This is a genomic window from Celeribacter sp. HF31 (assembly GCF_011806455.1).
GTDB lineage: Bacteria > Pseudomonadota > Alphaproteobacteria > Rhodobacterales > Rhodobacteraceae > Celeribacter.
The window spans coordinates 300,890-318,232 of record NZ_JAATOT010000002.1; the positions used below are offsets into that span (position 1 = coordinate 300,890).

The 17,343-nt window shown below is 60.8% G+C and carries 19 protein-coding genes and 1 pseudogene; 13 read left to right on the forward strand and 7 right to left on the reverse strand.

All coding sequences use genetic code 11. The features are described 5' to 3' along the window. Window positions 1-87 precede the first annotated feature (87 nt). The 4 genes from HCZ23_RS04890 to HCZ23_RS04905 are packed head-to-tail and all read left to right on the forward strand — an operon-like array spanning window position 88 to window position 3,078. A complete protein-coding gene (locus tag HCZ23_RS04890; protein ID WP_167600582.1) occupies window positions 88-1,269 on the forward strand; it encodes a bifunctional 2-C-methyl-D-erythritol 4-phosphate cytidylyltransferase/2-C-methyl-D-erythritol 2,4-cyclodiphosphate synthase in 1,182 nt (393 codons plus the stop codon). Window positions 1,270-1,293: 24 nt separating this feature from the next. Beyond that, window positions 1,294-1,794, forward strand: a complete 501-nt coding sequence (locus tag HCZ23_RS04895; RefSeq protein WP_167600583.1) for a phosphatidylglycerophosphatase A — start codon at window positions 1,294-1,296, stop codon at window positions 1,792-1,794. Beyond that, window positions 1,791-2,291 (forward strand): CinA family protein, encoded by a 501-nt coding sequence (locus tag HCZ23_RS04900; RefSeq protein WP_167600584.1) that lies wholly within the window; start codon window positions 1,791-1,793, stop codon window positions 2,289-2,291. Before HCZ23_RS04895 ends, HCZ23_RS04900 begins: the two co-directional genes overlap by 4 nt. A gap of 37 nt (window positions 2,292-2,328) precedes the next feature. Then, window positions 2,329-3,078, forward strand: coding sequence for a sulfite exporter TauE/SafE family protein (locus HCZ23_RS04905; protein ID WP_167600585.1), 750 nt, complete (start codon window positions 2,329-2,331; stop codon window positions 3,076-3,078). A 3-nt stretch (window positions 3,079-3,081) separates the two neighbouring features. Here the strand turns inward: HCZ23_RS04905 and HCZ23_RS04910 are convergent, their stop codons facing one another. Next, window positions 3,082-3,528, reverse strand: a complete 447-nt coding sequence (locus tag HCZ23_RS04910) for a type II toxin-antitoxin system RatA family toxin (RefSeq protein WP_167600586.1) — start codon at window positions 3,526-3,528, stop codon at window positions 3,082-3,084. A 99-nt stretch (window positions 3,529-3,627) separates the two neighbouring features. On the opposite strand from HCZ23_RS04910, the gene hpt reads away from it, so the two are divergent. Continuing rightward, a complete protein-coding gene (hpt, locus tag HCZ23_RS04915) occupies window positions 3,628-4,188 on the forward strand; it encodes a hypoxanthine phosphoribosyltransferase (protein ID WP_167600587.1) in 561 nt (186 codons plus the stop codon). Further along, complete coding sequence (locus tag HCZ23_RS04920) at window positions 4,185-4,367, forward strand: hypothetical protein (protein ID WP_167600588.1); 183 nt, start codon at window positions 4,185-4,187, stop codon at window positions 4,365-4,367. Before hpt ends, HCZ23_RS04920 begins: the two co-directional genes overlap by 4 nt. Here the strand turns inward: HCZ23_RS04920 and HCZ23_RS04925 are convergent. The 3 genes from HCZ23_RS04925 to lipA form a co-directional block, all read right to left on the reverse strand. Next, window positions 4,354-5,262 (reverse strand): LysR family transcriptional regulator, encoded by a 909-nt coding sequence (locus HCZ23_RS04925; protein ID WP_167600589.1) that lies wholly within the window; start codon window positions 5,260-5,262, stop codon window positions 4,354-4,356. The genes HCZ23_RS04920 and HCZ23_RS04925 overlap by 14 nt on opposite strands. Window positions 5,263-5,389: 127 nt before the next feature. Further along, window positions 5,390-6,502 (reverse strand): class I SAM-dependent RNA methyltransferase, encoded by a 1,113-nt coding sequence (locus HCZ23_RS04930; RefSeq protein ID WP_167600590.1) that lies wholly within the window; start codon window positions 6,500-6,502, stop codon window positions 5,390-5,392. Further along, entirely contained in the window at window positions 6,503-7,453 is a 951-nt protein-coding gene (gene lipA / locus HCZ23_RS04935) for a lipoyl synthase (RefSeq protein ID WP_167600591.1), read from the reverse strand. Window positions 7,454-7,658: 205 nt separating this feature from the next. On the opposite strand from lipA, the gene HCZ23_RS04940 reads away from it, so the two are divergent. Then, complete coding sequence (locus HCZ23_RS04940; RefSeq protein ID WP_167600592.1) at window positions 7,659-8,207, forward strand: peroxiredoxin; 549 nt, start codon at window positions 7,659-7,661, stop codon at window positions 8,205-8,207. Between the two features lie 121 nt (window positions 8,208-8,328). On the opposite strand, the gene HCZ23_RS04945 is transcribed toward HCZ23_RS04940, so the two are convergent. From HCZ23_RS04945 to HCZ23_RS04955, 3 genes are all read right to left on the reverse strand, one after another. After that, complete coding sequence (locus tag HCZ23_RS04945; protein WP_167600593.1) at window positions 8,329-8,910, reverse strand: hypothetical protein; 582 nt, start codon at window positions 8,908-8,910, stop codon at window positions 8,329-8,331. Further along, window positions 8,907-9,830 (reverse strand): hydrogen peroxide-inducible genes activator, encoded by a 924-nt coding sequence (locus HCZ23_RS04950; protein ID WP_167600594.1) that lies wholly within the window; start codon window positions 9,828-9,830, stop codon window positions 8,907-8,909. The genes HCZ23_RS04945 and HCZ23_RS04950 overlap by 4 nt, the downstream gene beginning before the upstream one ends. A gap of 301 nt (window positions 9,831-10,131) precedes the next feature. Continuing rightward, window positions 10,132-11,307, reverse strand: coding sequence for a DUF6456 domain-containing protein (locus tag HCZ23_RS04955; protein WP_254869934.1), 1,176 nt, complete (start codon window positions 11,305-11,307; stop codon window positions 10,132-10,134). 379 nt (window positions 11,308-11,686) lie between these two features. On the opposite strand from HCZ23_RS04955, the pseudogene HCZ23_RS04960 reads away from it, so the two are divergent. From HCZ23_RS04960 to HCZ23_RS04985, 6 genes and pseudogenes are all read left to right on the forward strand, one after another. Then, window positions 11,687-11,979, forward strand: a pseudogene (locus tag HCZ23_RS04960) (DUF6477 family protein). 159 nt (window positions 11,980-12,138) lie between these two features. After that, entirely contained in the window at window positions 12,139-13,710 is a 1,572-nt protein-coding gene (gene guaA, locus HCZ23_RS04965; protein WP_167600595.1) for a glutamine-hydrolyzing GMP synthase, read from the forward strand. 103 nt (window positions 13,711-13,813) lie between these two features. Beyond that, window positions 13,814-14,092, forward strand: a complete 279-nt coding sequence (locus HCZ23_RS04970) for a putative quinol monooxygenase (protein WP_368487296.1) — start codon at window positions 13,814-13,816, stop codon at window positions 14,090-14,092. A 10-nt stretch (window positions 14,093-14,102) separates the two neighbouring features. Next, window positions 14,103-15,002: a DMT family transporter gene (locus HCZ23_RS04975; protein ID WP_167600596.1), complete on the forward strand. Its 900-nt coding sequence runs from the start codon at window positions 14,103-14,105 to the stop codon at window positions 15,000-15,002. A 161-nt stretch (window positions 15,003-15,163) separates the two neighbouring features. Beyond that, entirely contained in the window at window positions 15,164-16,216 is a 1,053-nt protein-coding gene (locus HCZ23_RS04980) for an OmpP1/FadL family transporter (RefSeq protein WP_167600597.1), read from the forward strand. Between the two features lie 162 nt (window positions 16,217-16,378). Continuing rightward, the gene (locus HCZ23_RS04985) at window positions 16,379-17,296 is read left to right on the forward strand and encodes a DMT family transporter (protein WP_167600598.1); all 918 of its coding nucleotides are present in this window, start codon (window positions 16,379-16,381) and stop codon (window positions 17,294-17,296) included. The last annotated feature ends 47 nt before the right edge of the window (window positions 17,297-17,343 follow it).

Below are 17,343 nucleotides of genomic sequence, written 5' to 3' on the forward strand. Positions count from 1 at the left end.
AAAACGACAATCGCACAAAGTTTAATCAATCAAACAGTCAAAAACAGCGCATTGCAAGGGCGCGCGCCAACGCTTATCCCAAGTCGCATGACAAAAACTGCCGTCATCATCGTTGCCGCCGGACGCGGCACCCGCGCGGGCGGGACACTGCCGAAGCAATGGCAGATGCTCGGGGGCGCTGAGGCGTCCATGCGGGTGATCGACCACACCGTCGCGCGGTTTCGGACGCAGGCCGATCAAATCGTCGTGGTGCATCACCCGGACGATCTGGACCTCGCGCAAAGCCTTGAAAACGTGATACTTGTGCCCGGCGGCGCGACACGTGCGGCCTCTGTGCGGGCGGGACTTGAGGCGCTTGTCGGGCATGGCATCGACAAGGTACTGATCCATGACGCGGCGCGGGCCTTGGTGCCTGAGACCGTGATCAAAGGAGTGAAAGACGCCCTCAATCAGCACCAAGGCGCCGCCCCCGCACTTGCTGTGACGGATGCGCTTTGGCGTGGGGCGATCTCTCAGGATGCCTCCGAAACGGGCAATTTCGTGGAGGGCACGCAGGATCGCAGCGGTTTGTTTCGCGCGCAGACGCCGCAGGGCTTCGCGTTCGAGGCGATTCTGGCCGCGCACAGAACGCATGAGGGCGACGCCGCCGACGATGTCGAAGTGGCCCGCGCAGCCGGCATCAAAGTGGCGATCACGCGCGGCGCGGAAGAGAATTTCAAAATCACCCACCCGGAGGATTTCGCCCGGGCGGATGCGCTTTTGCGCCAGCAGGAACAGGAGACGACACAGATGGATATGCGAGTTGGCAACGGCTACGACGTGCACCGGTTCGGAGCGGGCGATCACGTCTGGCTCTGCGGCGTCAAAGTCCCGCATGGCCGCAGCCTTCAGGGCCATTCCGACGCCGATGTCGGCATGCATGCCTTGACCGATGCGATTTACGGCGCTCTGGCGCGCGGCGACATCGGCCAGCATTTCCCCCCCTCTGACCCGCAATGGAAAGGCGCCGAGAGCCATATTTTCCTGCGCCATGCCATCGGATTGGCGCGTGAGATGGGCTATGAGCTGATGAATTGCGACGTGACAGTCGTTTGTGAGCGCCCCAAGGTGGGGCCGCATGCTCAGGCCATGCGCGAAGCACTTGCCGAGATCATGGGCGTCGATGTCGAAAAAGTCTCGGTCAAGGCGACCACCTCTGAGCGGCTGGGCTTTACCGGGCGCGAGGAAGGCATCGCCTCTCTGGCCACCGTTGCCCTGATCCGCCGCTAATCTGACCCCGAAGGAGAGAAAGACATGAACCCTTTCGCCGAACTCATCGCGACCATGGCCCGTGTCGGATATATGCGCCCCGGCCCCGGCACCTGGGGCTCGGCGGCGGCCGTGCCTTTGTTCTGGATTTTGCATGAAACCCTGGGCGTTCCGGGCGTGTTGATCGGCACCGTCGTGATGTTCATCGCGGGGCTTTGGGCCACGGGCGAAATGACCCGCGGCTCCGACAATCACGACCCATCCGAGATTGTCATCGACGAGTTGGTCGGCATGTGGATCGCGCTTATTCCGGTCTCCATCGGTTCGGCGATGGCCGGCGCGCCCTCGACCGCGCTTTGGCCCGCCTGGCCCACGGCGTTCATCGCATTCCGCCTCTTCGACATCTGGAAACCCGGCCCCATCGGCTGGGCCGACCGGCGCGGCGATGCTTTGGGTGTGATGCTGGACGATGTGATCGCGGGTGTGTTTGCGGCCATTGTCGTGGTGGTCATGGCGGGGCTCTATCATGGGGTCCTGATGCGATGACCGCGCTCGCCACTGCCATCCCCTATGAGCTGGCCGAAGCGACGCTGGCGGCGGCGCGCGCCAAGGGCGTGATGATCGCCACGGCAGAAAGCTGTACCGGCGGCATGATCATCGGCAGCCTGACCGAAGTGGCGGGCTCGTCGGACGTGGTGGAGCGCGGCTTTATCACCTATTCCAACACCGCGAAACGCGAGATGCTGGGCGTCTCGCCGGTCACTCTGGCACAATACGGTGCGGTTTCTGAACAGGTGGCCCGCGAGATGGCCGAGGGTGCCGTGAACCGCTCAGCCGCGCAGATCGCCGTCGCGGTCACGGGCATTGCAGGCCCCGGCGGGTCGGAGCACAAACCCGAAGGCCGGGTGTGTTTCGGGTTGTCCTATGAGGGGCATGTGACCGTGGTGAAGACCGTCGACTTCGGGCCGCTTGGCCGCGCAGGCGTGCGCAGCGCCACCATCGTTACAGCCTTGGAGATGCTGCAAAAAGCGCTTGGGGCGTAAAAACGCCTAAGCACAAACACGGGGTTTGGGAGGACTCATGTTCGACACGATTTTGGTGATCCTCGCAGGGCTCGCGGGCGGCGCGCTCAATGCCGTTGCGGGTGGCGGGACGTTTCTGACCCTGCCCGCGCTGATCCTGGCCGGAGTGCCACCGGTCTCCGCCAATGCCACCGCCACGCTCACCGCTCTGCCCGGCTATGTCTCAAGCGTCTGGGCCTACCGGCGCGACCTGCACACCACCGCAACCATGCCCGCCGCGCGGATGATCGCGATTGCGGCCTTGGGCGGCGTGATGGGCGCGCTGCTATTGCTGATCACGCCCAATGACACGTTTCTGGTGGTGGTGCCTGCGTTGATGGCTCTGGCGACCGTGCTGTTCGCGGGTGGACCGCATATGATCAAACGGCTCTTTGCGCGCGAGATGTTGGGGCCTCTGGGAGCCGCTGTCGCACTCTTCGCTGTCTCCGTCTATGGCGGTTATTTCAACGGCGGGCTGGGGATCATGCTTTTGGCGGTTCTGGGCCTCATCGGCTTTACCGATTTGCATGCGATGAACGGGCTGAAGAACGCTTTGTCGGTGCTTTTGTCGCTGGTCTCCGCCGTGACCTATGTGCTGGCGGGGGTGATCGCCTGGGACTTCGCCGCCGTGCTGGCCGCCGCGATGATTGCGGGCGGTTTCTTGGGCGCGCATTACGCGCGGCGCATCAAGAACACCGCACGGCTCAAGCAGTTTATCGTCCTGGTGGGCGTGGTGATGACGGTGATTTTTACGGTCAGATTGTTCTGAGCCTTACCCATAAAGCTCCGCCGCCCGGCGTTCAAACGCCCGCACAATGCGTTGCATGGCGTCGTTGAACACCATGCCGATCACACTTTGCAGGATGGCGTTCTTGAACTCGAAATCGACAAAGAATTCGACGTCACAGCCGCCATCTTCGGCGGGGGTGAAGTGCCACCAGCTTTTCATATAGCGAAACGGGCCGTCGAGATATTCGGTGTCGATGCGGCGCTCTTCGGAATAGAGTTTCACCTTTGATCCGAATTTTTCGCGAAACACCTTAAAGGAAATCACCAGATCGGCGAGCATCAGCTCGTGATCGCCCATATCGCTGCGCGAGCGGATACGTGCCGCGGCATTCCACGGCAGGAATTTCGGGTAGCTTTCGACATCGGCCACCAGCGCGTACATCTGATCGGCGCTGAACGGCATGTGCTTTGTTTCCTGGTGCGTCGGCATGGTCTCTGGTCTATGTTTTCCTTGCCTGATACATCTATGGCTGAACCCGAAAAAGCAAGGGTTCAAACCGGGTTTCAAGGGGCCAAAAGAGGGAACACGATGACGCAGCGACCCTATCACATCGATGTCATGATCTCGGCCAAGGCGATCGCCGCCCGGATCGAGGACCTCGCGAAAGAGATCAGACGCGATTACAAGGACACCGACAAATTGGTGGTTGTGGGCCTGTTGCGCGGCTCGTTTGTCTTTATTGCCGATCTGGTGCGCGAGTTGGAGATGAATGTCGAGGTCGATTTTCTCGAGGCCTCCTCCTACGGCAGCGGCACCGAATCCTCGCGTGAGGTGAAAATCCTCAAAGACCTGCGCGGTCCCATCGAAGGCCGCGATGTTTTGGTGGTCGAGGACATCGTCGACACCGGGCATACGCTGTCCGCCGTCATGAAACTTTTGCACTCGCGCAATCCCCGAAAGATCGAAACCATCGCGCTCTTGGACAAACCGGCGCGACGCGAGGTCGATCTCAAGGCGACCTGGACCGGCTTTGAGATTCCCGACGCTTTCGTCGTGGGGTACGGCATCGACTTTGCCCAGGCCAACCGCAACCTGCCCTACATCGGCTCTGTGGTGTTCGAGGACGAAGACGCAGGGACAGACCTGTGAACCAGATGCGCTGGATGCTGCGCGCCAAACGCTGGGCGCAACACCCGCCGTCTGCGAAGCGGGTGAAGCTCGTCTTTGCGATTATAGCCGCCTGCCTCGCGCTCTATGCGGTCGAGAAAACTATCGGCCTGCCCGACTGGATGCAGATGGAGCGCACACCGAAGATCAGGCTTCAGTAAGCTCGGACGCCGGAGTGGTACGCTCCAGCCCCATCAACATATCTTCCTCGGCCTCCAAAGCCATGGCGATCCGCGAGCGCGCCTGACGCAGACGCGGCGCATCCGCCAAATCGACATGCGAGGCCACAAACACAGGCACCGGGGGCACCTCCAGAAGCGGCGGGATGCGACGCAACTTACCCGACGCATTGCCCAAAAACACTGGCAACATCACCCGCCCCATACCTTCCTCGGCCAAGGCCCGGAGTGTGAGGAAACTGTCGGAGGCTGCGGTGAACAGGACGTGCCGCCGCTCAAGTTCCTCGCGCAGCTTCTGCCCCGCATGAGACCGCCCGATGCCGCCCGTCAAGCCCAGCCAGTGATCTTCGGGCACCGCATCCGAGGCGGCGTAAAAGCCAAAGGCCATCTGCGTCGCCATATCGCCGAACAGATCGTCGGGCAGCTTGTAGGTCGGGCGCACGGTCACATCGGCATGAAGCCGCGACAGATCGAGGTGGCTGTTGGTGGACAAAAGCTCGAAGGACAGGTCTTGCGCATGTTCCGAGAGCCGCGCCAGAAGATGCGGGAGGACCGCCTGACAGAATGTGTCGGTCGAGGTGACGCGGATAACACCCGCCAAGGGCGCCTCCCCCACCTGCGCCAGCCGTTCGACGGCGCCGACGGCGGCCTCAACCTCGCGCGCCGCTTCGATCAGCCGAAGTTTTTCGGGCGCGATGTCATAGCCGCGCACGGATTTCTCGAACAGTTCAACGCCCAGACGTTTCTCGATGGCCGCCACGCGGCGCAAAACGGTGGCATGGTTGACCCCCAACTCGCGCGCAGCCCCCGAGACCGACCCGGAGCGGGCCACGGCAAGCACGAACCGATAATCGTCCCAATTTGGTCTGTGCAGCATCTGACTACCTCCCAATGATATATGTGGAATATAGCATGGGAGTCGTGCACTCTGCCTTGAGAGAGATCACATGAGGGTCGATTTTCGCACAGGTTTTGCGGCTGTGAATCTGCCGTGTGTTTGACGCTCAGGGCAAAGCCGCCGTCTGGAACAGCGTGACCTTCAACCCGCCATGGGCCACCGGCGCGCCGGTTGGCAGCCACGGCAGACCCGTCGCCTTGGCCAGTTGCGCATCCGAGGTGATCATGCCGACACGCCAGCCGGAAAACCGCGCGCGCATCACCTCGCCAAAAGCACCGTAAAGCGCGTAAAGGTCTTTCTTTTTGCCAATCCGGGCCCCGTAAGGCGGGTTGACAATCACCAGACCCGGCGCGCCCTCGGGGCACTCAATCTCCGACACAGACACAGGTTTGAACTGACACAGATCGGCCACGCCCGCGCGTTCGGCATTGTCCTTTGCCATGCGAATAACGTTCACATTGCGATCCGAGCCGTAAAACTGCACATCCGTGTCCCATGTGGGGGCCTGGGTCTTGAAATTTTGCAGAGGCTCGGGGTCAAACCCCACCAGATGCTCAAAGGCAAAGGACCGCGCACGGCCGGGCAAAAGCCCCCGCGCCATTTCCGCCGCCTCGATCACAAAGGTCCCGGAGCCGCACATCGGGTCCAGCACCGGCTCAGCGCCGTCATACCCACAGGCGCGCAGGAAAGAGGCCGCCATGGTTTCGCGCATCGGGGCCTTGCCGACGCCCGCCTTGAACCCGCGTTTGTGTAGCGCCTCGCCGGAGGTGTCGACGGAGAGGATGACCATATCGTCCTCGATCCGCACCTTCAGGACCACGAGGGCCTCGGGCGAGACCGGCGCGCCCAGTTCCTCCGTGATGGCGCGCTCGATGCGCTCTTGCGCAGCGCCCGCGTGATAGATTTTGTTGCGCTTGCCGGTGACGACCTCGACCCGAAACGGCACATCGGGTCGAAGCACCTCGCCCCATGGGAATTTGCGCGCCCGCTTGTCGAGCTGCGCCAGGTGCAGCGCCCGGAAATTGCCGATCCGCGCCAGAACGCGTGCGGCACAGCGCAGGGTCAGGTTGGCGCGCCAAACGTCTTCCCACGTGCCTTCAAAGGTCACACCACCGCCGACGGCGACCGGCGACGGGAATCCGGCCTCTTCGGCCTCAGCGAGAAGATAGGGTTCAAGCCCCGGCTGGGTGCCGAGGAAAATTTCAAAGGGTTCTGACACTTAGGCTTGACCGAATTTTGCCAGACGATTTTCCCGCAAGCGCGCAAAATCGTCGCCCGCGTGATAAGACGAGCGCGTCAGCGGCGTGGCGGAGACCATCAAAAAGCCCTTGTTGATCGCGGCTTTCTCATAGCTTTTAAAGGCATCGGGCGTGATGAACTCGGCCACCGCATGGTGTTTCGAGGTCGGCTGAAGATACTGCCCGATGGTCATGAAGTCGATGTCGGCGGCGCGCATGTCGTCCATGACTTGCAACACCTCGGGGCGTTTCTCGCCCAGACCCACCATGATGCCGGATTTGGTGAACATGGTCGGGTCGAGTTCTTTCACCCGCTGCAACAAACGCAGAGAATGGAAGTAGCGCGCGCCGGGACGCACCTCGTGATAGAGGCCCGGCACGGTCTCGAGATTATGGTTGAACACGTCCGGCTTGGCCGCGACGACGGTTTCCAACGCGCTCGGATCGCATTTCAAAAAGTCCGGAGTCAGGATTTCGATCGTGGTCTCGGGAGAGCGCTTGCGCACCGCGCGGATGGTCATGGCGAAATGCTCCGCGCCCCCGTCCTCCAAATCGTCACGGTCCACCGAGGTGATCACCACGTGCTTGAGACCCAGTTTCTGAACCGCATCGGCCACGCGCCCCGGCTCGAAGACATCCAACTCGTCCGGGCGCCCAGTGGCGACGTTGCAGAAGGTACAGCCACGGGTGCAAATCTCGCCCATGATCATCATGGTGGCGTGGCCCTGCGACCAGCATTCGCCCGCGTTCGGGCACCCCGCCTCTTCGCACACGGTCACCAGTTTATGCTCACGCATGATCTTGTGCGTGTCCATATACCCCTTGGACGTGGGCGCCTTGACCCGGATCCAATCCGGTTTCTTCGGCTGGGCATTGTCGGGACGATGCGCCTTTTCGGGGTGGCGTTGGTCGGGGATCTTGAGATCACGCATGGCAGGATGCTTTTCCGTTTGGGCTTTCGGTTTGGACCACGATATAGGCAACCTGCCCGCAAATGTCTCGTGAAATCCGCAGATTTCCGGGGCGAGGCCGGTTTCGCTGCAAGTGCATTGATACGCGCTTTAGAATCGCTCTAAAAGGTCTGCGACAGAATGAAGCGCCCCTCTCCGACGGGCGCGCGATCCAAGGAGCAAGATGATGAAAGCCGGTTACAAACTCCCCGAAGTGACCTTCCACACCCGTGTGCGCGACGAAAGCATCGGTGGCGACAACCCGTTCAAATGGGAAGACAAAACCACCTCCGATTACTTCGCCGGCAAGCGCGTTGTGCTGTTCTCCCTGCCGGGCGCTTTCACGCCGACCTGCTCCACCTACCAGCTGCCGGGCTTTGAAAAAGGCTTCCAGGACTTCAAAGCCGAAGGCATCGACGCGATCTACTGCATGTCCGTGAACGACAGCTTTGTCATGAACAAATGGGCGCAATCTCAAGAGCTTGAGAACGTTGGCGTGATCCCGGACGGCTCCGGCGAATTCACCCGCCGCGTTGGCATGCTGGTGCGCAAAGACAACCTCGGCTTTGGCCTGCGCTCCTGGCGTTATGCCGCCGTCGTCAAAGACGGTGTGGTCGAAGCCTGGTTCGAAGAGCCGGGCCTGTGCGACAACCATGGCGAAGACCCCTATGGCGTCTCCTCCCCGGAAAACGTGCTCAAGTGGCTCAAAGGCGAAGAGGCCGAAGCCGTCGCGTAAGACGCACGTCTCTAACGATTACGAAAGGCCCGCAGGGAAACCTCGCGGGCCTTTTCGCATCTGCGGCATTTTGAGATTTCGGGATACCGTCGCATACCGGGAATGCCCGAGACGCATGGCTTTAGCGCTGGAGTAAACTCTGGAATATGAAAATCGTCATGCCGCCACACAAAACAAAAACAAACAAAAACGTCACAAGCATCAAATGCGTCAGCTTGGTCGTCATCTTCTGCGCGATGTCCGTCATGCCCTCCTCTGCACTCAAACCCAAATAGGCGCGCAGTTTCGCCGCCATACGCATGGCATCGACTCCAGAATTCGCAATTGAGGAAAGTGACAGCACCGCGAGTTGCTTCTCTCCGGCCATCAGGTAAAGGCACCATCTGCGCCGATATCCGAGAGCCGCATAGACCTGCGTGACGTCATCAAGAGCCACCTCTCCGCGCGTAGTCAAAATCCCATTGAAAACAAGGCGTTTGCCCCAAACCTTTATAGACGGACCGCCATCGAGGGCAACGAGCGCCGCAAAAATCACCGCTGCAGCGAGGAATATTAGGAAGACGGCAGACACCAAGGAACTGGCGACAAAGAAAAGCACCAGCGCGATCAAGTTTAAAATTTCCATATGGCTCATATGAAATCCGGCATAAAAATCCGGCGCTTGCGTCGGGCCTTTTTCCTTTATCATGTCAGTCTTCGTCATCCCCGCCCCCGCGCCTCGGCCATCAACTCATCGCCCGCCTCCGACAAAAGCGCGGCCAGTTCCGTGAACCAGCTTTTCACCTCCGTCGATTGCCGCCGCACCAGCGCCACAGTGCGTTCGGGCTGCGGCTCGGGAAAACGCAGCACGGCCATATCGGGGCTCGCCGCCATCTCAGAACAGAGCGCGATCTCCGGCAGGAACGTCAGGCCAAAGCCCTGCGCCACCAATCCGCAGAGCGTGGCCAGAGACGACGCGCCCAGGTCCACCGTCTGCCGCGTGCGCTTGAGGCCACAGACATCGAGCGCCTGATCGGCCAGACAATGGCCCTCATCGAGCAACAGAAGCGTATCGGGCGACAGGTCGGTCGGGCGTGGCGCGCTTTGCGCCGTGAGCGCCTCGATCCGCGCTTGCGAGCCCGCCAGCAGAAAGCGGTCGGTGAACAGCGGCTCAGCCATCAGACCTTGCGTCTCATAGGGCAGCGCGATCACCGCCGCGTCGAGTTGCCCCGCCGCCACCATGGCGATCAGCTCCGCCGTCTGCGCTTCGCGCACCCGCATGTCGAGATCCAAAGCCGCCGCCTTGATCCGTGTCAGCGCACGCGGCAGGAGGTAGGGGGCAATCGTGGGGATTACGCCAAGGGTCAGCCGCCCGGTGAGCCCTTTGGACAGGCGAATCTCGGCCTCCAGGTTGCGGGTCAGGGCCAGAATTTCGTGGCACCGCTCCAACACCACCTGCCCCGCGCGGGTCAGCCGTATGTCGCGCGGCAGGCGTTCGACCAGCTGCGTTCCGAGAGAGGCTTCCATCTCCTTGATTTGCTGAGACAAAGCGGGCTGCGTGACATGCACGGCCTCGGCCGCGGCCGAAAAGCTGCGCCGCTCGGCCAAGGCCACGAAATAGGTCATCTGTCGGAGTGTGAGCATTGGGTCGGCCTCAGTTTGGATTAGTTTATCTAATCACATGAGACTGCACTGACAACTTATTGCAATAATGTGAAGGATTGGGATGGCCAGCCCTCGCAAGTGTGCGAGGGCGTTCGCGCCTTTGAAAGGTCCACTGGGTTTTGACCGGTCTCGCAAACGATCCGGGGGATCGTTTGAGGTCGAAACGGGCGGAGCCCTCAATCTGGCCCCTGGCCAGACCGGCGCTCCTCCGGGGCTTCGCCCGTGAAATCCTCAAACGCTCCACTGGAGCGTTTGCCGGGGCACAGCCCCGGACCGGATTTCACCCAATCAGATTAGAATACCCCGCCTCATCGTAATGCTTCTTCAACCGCTGCAAGGCGATGCGCAACACGATCTTGCCGGAGCGCGCCGACCAGCCCATGCGTTTTTCGGCCTGCTCCATGCCTTCGAGATAGCAACAGCACCGCAGCGCCACATCGCCCAGCCCCGGCCCGAGGTCCAGAAGTGCCGCACCAACGCGCGCGCGGGCCGCATCGGGGCCGAACCCATTGACGTTCCCCGCGACATCCTTTTGCGCGCCCGCCGTCAGGTAGAGGTCCCAATTCTGCTCTTTGCCAGCGCCCATCTGGGCCAGTTCGAAATCTTCGCGCAGACGTTCCGCAGCGCCGACGAGTTCCGGCGAGAGAAACGCCTCGCCTTCTTTGTCGCGACGACGCGCCAGCACCATGACCGGGCTTTCCGCCGTGTTGTAACGAATGCGTTTGTTGCGGCTCTCGCCCTGATCGAACTCCGCCCGGAAATCATAGTCCGGGTCCATCTCGCCGAACCGCGCCGGGGCCTCGGCAAACCCTGCAAGGGCGGATTCGTCCTCTGCCAGAAACCGACGCAGCGCGGCGCGGCCCGCGGAGGTGATCGTATAGCGCGTGATCTTGCCCTTGGCGTTGGCCGTGATCCAATCCTTGAGCGCCATCGCCTGTGCGATCGGGCGATCCAGAACGGCGGTGCGCGTGGTGCGCCCGTCCGGCAAATCGCGCACCACGACGGCCTTTTCCATATCTTTCGCCACCGCCAAACAGGCCCCCGGCTCGGACAGGCGGCGCAGGATGCGGCGCGCTTCGCGATGGATCGTCGCGTCATCCGGAGGGGTGGACCCCATGGGGTCGTCGAACGGGGTATTGTCGGTCATCGTGTCCATGTCCTTGGCTTTGGGCAGCGGGCGGGTGGCGAGAGGCTGGAGATCGGTCTCTTTCGGAGACAAACGACTGAGCGAGGCCAAGGCTTCGTCGATCAACGGATCGTCGCGCTTTTGCTCAAGTTTGCGGACCTGTCGCATCACCGTGGAGGGCGCACAGCCCCCCTGTCGCGCCAGCTCCCGGATCGTGTCTCCGCTTTCCGTATGTGCAAGATAGCGTTTGGCTTCCTGAGGCACCCATTTCGGCAGACGCCCCCCCCTGCCCCCCCCTTGGTTCATCGTCGGCTTCCCTGATTCCAGCATCTTTCCCCCGGCAGTTCTGTAAATTGTTTCCATTAGTGACACGGTTAAGACTTGGGGCAGACGTTTCGGCGGTTCAGCAAATTATCCACCGTTTATCCACGAAATATCCCCAAATTTATCCCGAATCTTGCCTCAACCATGGGTTGCATTGGTTACCCAAAGGTTAATTTTGGCCTCGTTTGTCCAGTATTGTTTCCTATTCCTAAACACTTGAGGAAAGAAGCGTTCGCAATTCGGAAACAATACGCAACACACGCTTAGGTTGTGCAAATGTGTCATCAATGCGTCGTCAATGTGACGGCACACCATGTCACGCCAAAGCTTTCGTCCACTCCCAACAGGACCGAAGCGCGGCAGACCACAACAGGAGATAAAACTCATGAATGATGTCACGACCCTGCTCAACGCCCTGCGCCGCCCCCGTCTCTTGATCCGGGCCGCGCGTTTTGGCCTGAACGACTACAACCGCAATCGTGACCTCAAGCGCGTGATGCGCACCAGCACCGCCCCCTCGCCCAGCCGTCCCTGTCCGCGCTGATCGAGGAAGAGGCGAAAGTCGAAGAAACCCGCCGTTCGGGTGACGCAACCTATAACGTGAAACGCCACGTTGAGCTTTTGATCGCCCTGATGGGCGAGGCCCGCCTGATGCCCAGCGAACAACACGCCGCCTGAAATCCGGCCACCCTTTCAAAGCCCCCGGCGCCTCTGCACAGGCACAGGTCCAAAGTCCGGGGGCTTTTTCATGCCATTTTGCCAGACATCCAGCCGGACAGGCACAGGAAGGCGGGAATCCATCTTGCCTCAAAGCCCGCGCGCGCATAAAGGCAAGTCATGACCCAGACATCCCATGACCGCCTCCTCATCATCGACTTCGGCTCTCAGGTGACGCAGCTCATCGCGCGGCGTCTGCGCGAGTTGAATGTCTATTGCGAAATCCACCCCTATCAGAAGGTCACCGATGCCTCGCTGAAAGAGTTCGCCCCGAAAGCGATCATCTTTTCCGGCGGCCCGGATTCGGTGATGCGCGAGGGCTCGCCCCGTCCGCCGAAAGCGGCCTATGAGATGGGCGTGCCTATTCTGGGCATCTGCTATGGCCAACAGGTGATGATGCACGATCTGGGCGGTCGTGTTGAGGCGGGCGAACATGCCACCGCCGAATTCGGACGCGCCTATGTGACGCCGACCGACAAACACACCGATTTCTTCAACGGCTGGTTCCTGGACGCCTCTGGCCGCGAACAGGTCTGGATGTCCCACGGCGATCACGTCGCCGAGATTGCACCGGGCTTTGACGTTTACGGCACCTCTCCGGGCGCGCCCTTCGCCATGACCGCCGACATCGAGCGCCGATTCTATGCCGTGCAATTCCACCCCGAAGTGCACCACACGCCGAACGGCGCGACGCTTTATGAGAACTTCGTGAAAATCGCAGGCTTCAAAGGCGACTGGACCATGGGCGCCTACCGCGAGGAAATGATCGCGAAGATTCGCGAACAGGTCGGCGACAAGAAAGTCATCTGCGGTCTTTCGGGCGGCGTCGACTCTTCGGTCACCGCGATCCTGCTGCACGAAGCCATAGGCGATCAGTTGACCTGCGTCTTCGTGGATCACGGGTTGCTGCGTCTCAACGAGGCCGAGCAAGTCGTCACCATGTTCCGCGACAACTATAACCTGAACCTCATCGCCGCCGATGAATCGGATCTGTTCCTCGATGCGCTCGAAGGCGTCTCCGACCCGGAGGTCAAACGCAAAACCATTGGCAAGCTCTTCATCGACGTGTTCCAGAAATACGCCAATGAGATCGAAGGCGCGGAATTTCTGGCCCAAGGCACGCTCTATCCCGATGTGATCGAGAGCGTCTCCTTCTCCGGCGGCCCGTCGGTGACGATCAAATCGCACCACAACGTCGGTGGCCTGCCCGAGAAAATGGGTCTCAAACTGGTAGAACCGCTCCGCGAGCTGTTCAAGGACGAGGTGCGCGCGCTGGGTCATGAGCTGGGCCTGCCTGCCTCCTTCATCGGGCGTCACCCCTTCCCCGGACCGGGTCTTGCGATCCGTTGCCCCGGCGAGATCACCCGCGATAAGCTCGAAATCCTGCGCAAAGCAGACGCCGTCTACATCGACCAGATTCGCAAGCACGGCCTTTACGACGACATCTGGCAAGCCTTCGCCGCCATCCTGCCGATGCGCACCGTGGGCGTGATGGGCGATGGGCGCACCTATGACTACGCGCTGGCGCTGCGGGCTGTGACCTCGGTCGATGGCATGACCGCGGACTATTACCCGTTCAGCCACGAATTCCTCGGTGAAACCTCCACCCGGATCATCAACGAGGTCAAAGGCGTGAACCGCGTGTTCTACGATTGCACGTCGAAACCGCCGGGCACGATCGAGCTGGAATAAGCTCCCACAAAAATGCAAAGGCGTTCTCCCCCGCGAGAGCGCCTTTTTCTTTGCCAAGCCAAGCCACCCCTCGCTATGAGAAAGAACCGAGGAGGAGGATCCGGTGGCCAAAATTCTTTTGACCGGCACGATGACCTGCGCGCCCGATGAGGTGGATCACGTTTTGGCGCTTTTGCCCGAGCACATCCGCCTGTCGCGCGCCGAACCAGGCTGTCTGCAATTCGACCTCTGGCAGGATGAGGTGCGCCCCACCGAATTTCACGTCACCGAAGTGTTTCGCGACGCCCGCGCCTTTGACGCGCATCAGGACCGCACGCAGAGCTCCGACTGGTGGCGCGTGACTCATCACATGGCGCGCAATTTCAAAAAAAGCGCCGCATGAGTTTCTCCGAATGAGTATGCAAAGCCAGCCGATCAAAGCCGCGCTCTGGATGAGCGGCGCGCTTTTGGGGTTTTCCTCCATGGCGGTGGCGGGCCGCAAGCTCTCCGCGCATCTCGACACCTTTGAAATCCTCGGCTACCGCTCTTTGATCGGCCTCGTGATCGTCTTGACCATCGCCGTCACCCAAGGCCGCCTGCGCGAGTGCCGCCCCTCCGCCATGCCTCTGCACATCGGCCGCAACCTCGGCCATTTCGCAGGCCAAAACCTCTGGCTCTACGCCCTGACACTGATCCCCATGGCGCAGCTTTTTGCGCTCGAATTCTCCTACCCGATCCTTGTGGGACTGGGCGCCACGATTTTTCTGGGCGAAAAGATGACGCCCACGCGCGCACTCACCTCCATGATGGGCTTCACGGGCATCCTGATCGTCGCGCGTCCCTTTGGCGCTGACGGGCTGTCCATCGGTATCTTCGCCGCCATGGCCTGTGCTCTGGGGTTTGCCGCCTCGGCTCTTTTCACCAAGCGGCTGACGCTGACGGCCAATGTCACGATCCTGGGCATCATGTTCTGGATGGTCACGCTTCAGCTCGGCTTTGGCCTCGTCTGCGCGCTGGCCGACGGCGACATGGCCCTGCCCCGCTTGATCGATCTGCCCTGGGTCACCGTGGTGGCGGTCGCGGGGCTTGGTGCGCATTTCTGTCTGACCACCGCGCTGTCTCTCGCGCCCGCCTCCATCGTCACGCCGATCGACTTTCTGCGCCTGCCGATCATCGCCGTCATCGGCATGATGTTCTATGGCGAAAGCCTCGATGCGCTTGTGTTCCTGGGCGCTGCGATCATCTTTTCCGCCAATTACATCAACATCTTGGCCGAGAACCGTCGGATTTCCGCCCGTTCCACCCAAAGTTGATGCACAAAAGCCATGATCGCCTCGTTTTCATCATGACGTGGCGTCAGAATTGCTTGAAATTTTGTCGCAGCTTAGGCTGATTGGACAATAAGAGCGGAAAGTCGCTCAATACGAACAATTTAGATCGAAGCGAGCCTCGGTGCTCGTCAGGGATGGAGATCATGAAAACAACAACACTTCTGGCCGCCTCACTCGCGGTCGGCTCTACGGGCGCATTCGCGGGCGGCATGGATCGCTCCGGCCAATCCATTGCGCCGATTTTCGAGACAGGCACCTATGTCGAGCTGAGCTTTGGCTCGGTAAACCCGGATGTCAGCGGCCTGTTCATGGGCTCCGCCAGCTCCGGAGATATGACACCGTCCTTCACGCAGATGGCCGGCGCCTATAAGCGCGACCTGTCCGACAAACTGTCCATGGCGATCATCATCGACCAACCCTTTGGCGCAGACGTCGATTACGGTGGTGCAGACGCAGGCTACCCGTTCATCGGTTCGACCGCCGTCGTTGACAGCGTCGCCCTCACAGGTGTGCTGCGCTACAAAATCGACGATCGCTTCGCGGTCCACGGCGGTTTGCGTGTGCTCAAATCGAGCGGCGAAGTGGCGATCCCCTATTACAGCTACACCATGGACACCACGACCGAAACGGACATGGGGTATCTTCTCGGGGTCAGCTATGAAATTCCTGACATCGCACTGCGCGCGAGCCTGACCTACAACTCGGAAATCGATATTGACTTCACCACCACCGAAGTGGGCGTTTTGGTGAATCCGATGGAAGTGATCATGCCGCAGTCTGTGAATTTCGATTTCCAGACCGGGATCGCAGCCGACACGCTTCTGATGTTCTCTGCGCGTTGGGCTGAGTGGACGAAAACCAACATTTCGCCCGCGAACTTCCCGGACCTCGTCACCCATGACAATGATACGATCTCGTACAGCCTCGGTCTCGGGCGCCGTTTCAATGAGAAATGGTCTGGCTCTCTCTCCGTTGGTTATGAGAAGTCGAACGGCGGGCTTGCCGGCAACCTGTCGCCCACCGATGGCTATAAATCCGTCACCGCGGGCCTGAAGTACCAGATCACCGAACAGACAGCGATTGCTGGCGGTGTCAGCTATGCCTGGATCGGTGACGCCACCACGGGCACGATCTTTTCGGACTTCGAGGACAACACCGCCTTTGGCTTTGGCCTGAAACTGTCGCATCACTTCTGATCCGACCGCATACACTTTCAGAAAGGCCTCGCATCTTGCGGGGCCTTTTTTCATTTTCTCGCCCTTCCATCAGAAACCGTGATGGGGTTTTGCACAATTTCCGGTTTGCCAGCCGGACGCCCTCACGCGATTTTGGCGTGAGTGACAGAAGGACCCACCATCATGGCGCCACAAAAAACCATACCGCCCGCAGCCTGGGCCGGGCTTTTCGCCATGGGCGGCCTTTGGGGCTGTTCCTTTCTTTCGGTCGCCATCCTGATCCGCGAGCTTCCGGTGTTCTGGATCGTCGCGGGCCGGGTCTCCATCGCGGCGCTGGTGCTCTGGAGCTATGTGCTGATCAAAGGCTTCCCCCTCCCCGCCTTCTCCCGCTATCTCTGGCGTTTCATCCTTGTCGGCTGCCTGACCTCCGCCGTGCCCTTCCTGTTGATCTCCTGGGCGCAGCATCACATCCCTTCAGGCCTCGCAGGCATTCTAAACGCCTCCACCGCCATTTTCGGCGTCTTGTTCGCCGCGCTCATCTTTGCCGATGAAAAACTGGGGGTACGCAAGGGCACCGGCGTTCTCCTGGGCGTCATGGGCATCGTGATCATCATCGGCCTTGAGGCACTTCGGTCCTTTGATCTCACCTCTTTGGGGCAGTTGGCGATGATCGGGGCGACCATGTGTTACGGGCTGTCGAACTGTGTCGGGCGCATCCTCTTGTCCGATCTGCGCCCCGAGGTTGCCGCTGCGGGCATGCTCACGGGCGCGTCGCTTTTTGCCCTGCCCGCCGCCTTTTTGGTCGATGGTCCGCCGCCTCTGGCCCTCCTGCCCGAAACCTGGGGCGCGCTCTTGTATCTCGCCGTGATGTCCACCAGCCTCACCTACATCATCTATTACAAGGTGATCCAACTCGCAGGCGCCGGGAACACCTCGCTCACCACGCTCATCGTCGCCCCCGTCTCCATCGCCTTGGGCGCGCTCGTATTGGGCGAAAGCCTTTCGCTTCAGGCCTATCTGGGCTTCGGACTCATCGCGCTTGGGCTTTTGGTGATCGATGGGCGGGTTTTGAGCCGCCTGAGAGGCCAAAACCCCGCATAACACTTGCGAGGCCGCGCGCGGCATGGCACCACCACCTGCAACCGACA

What these genes read in the sequence shown, in the direction of transcription:
- HCZ23_RS04925 (WP_167600589.1), bottom strand. Translation starts at nt 5,262, where the DNA reads ATGCTGCACAGACCAAATTGGGACGATTATCGGTTCGTGCTTGCCGTG.
- HCZ23_RS04910 (WP_167600586.1), bottom strand. Translation starts at nt 3,528, where the DNA reads ATGCCGACGCACCAGGAAACAAAGCACATGCCGTTCAGCGCCGATCAG.
- HCZ23_RS04900 (WP_167600584.1), top strand. Translation starts at nt 1,791, where the DNA reads ATGACCGCGCTCGCCACTGCCATCCCCTATGAGCTGGCCGAAGCGACG.
- HCZ23_RS04895 (WP_167600583.1), top strand. Translation starts at nt 1,294, where the DNA reads ATGAACCCTTTCGCCGAACTCATCGCGACCATGGCCCGTGTCGGATAT.
- HCZ23_RS04985 (WP_167600598.1), top strand. Translation starts at nt 16,379, where the DNA reads ATGGCGCCACAAAAAACCATACCGCCCGCAGCCTGGGCCGGGCTTTTC.
- HCZ23_RS04975 (WP_167600596.1), top strand. Translation starts at nt 14,103, where the DNA reads ATGAGTATGCAAAGCCAGCCGATCAAAGCCGCGCTCTGGATGAGCGGC.
- HCZ23_RS04940 (WP_167600592.1), top strand. Translation starts at nt 7,659, where the DNA reads ATGAAAGCCGGTTACAAACTCCCCGAAGTGACCTTCCACACCCGTGTG.
- HCZ23_RS04905 (WP_167600585.1), top strand. Translation starts at nt 2,329, where the DNA reads ATGTTCGACACGATTTTGGTGATCCTCGCAGGGCTCGCGGGCGGCGCG.
- HCZ23_RS04980 (WP_167600597.1), top strand. Translation starts at nt 15,164, where the DNA reads ATGAAAACAACAACACTTCTGGCCGCCTCACTCGCGGTCGGCTCTACG.
- lipA (WP_167600591.1), bottom strand. Translation starts at nt 7,453, where the DNA reads ATGCGTGATCTCAAGATCCCCGACCAACGCCACCCCGAAAAGGCGCAT.
- guaA (WP_167600595.1), top strand. Translation starts at nt 12,139, where the DNA reads ATGACCCAGACATCCCATGACCGCCTCCTCATCATCGACTTCGGCTCT.
- HCZ23_RS04945 (WP_167600593.1), bottom strand. Translation starts at nt 8,910, where the DNA reads ATGACGAAGACTGACATGATAAAGGAAAAAGGCCCGACGCAAGCGCCG.
- HCZ23_RS04890 (WP_167600582.1), top strand. Translation starts at nt 88, where the DNA reads ATGACAAAAACTGCCGTCATCATCGTTGCCGCCGGACGCGGCACCCGC.
- hpt (WP_167600587.1), top strand. Translation starts at nt 3,628, where the DNA reads ATGACGCAGCGACCCTATCACATCGATGTCATGATCTCGGCCAAGGCG.
- HCZ23_RS04950 (WP_167600594.1), bottom strand. Translation starts at nt 9,830, where the DNA reads ATGCTCACACTCCGACAGATGACCTATTTCGTGGCCTTGGCCGAGCGG.
- HCZ23_RS04955 (WP_254869934.1), bottom strand. Translation starts at nt 11,307, where the DNA reads ATGCTGGAATCAGGGAAGCCGACGATGAACCAAGGGGGGGGCAGGGGG.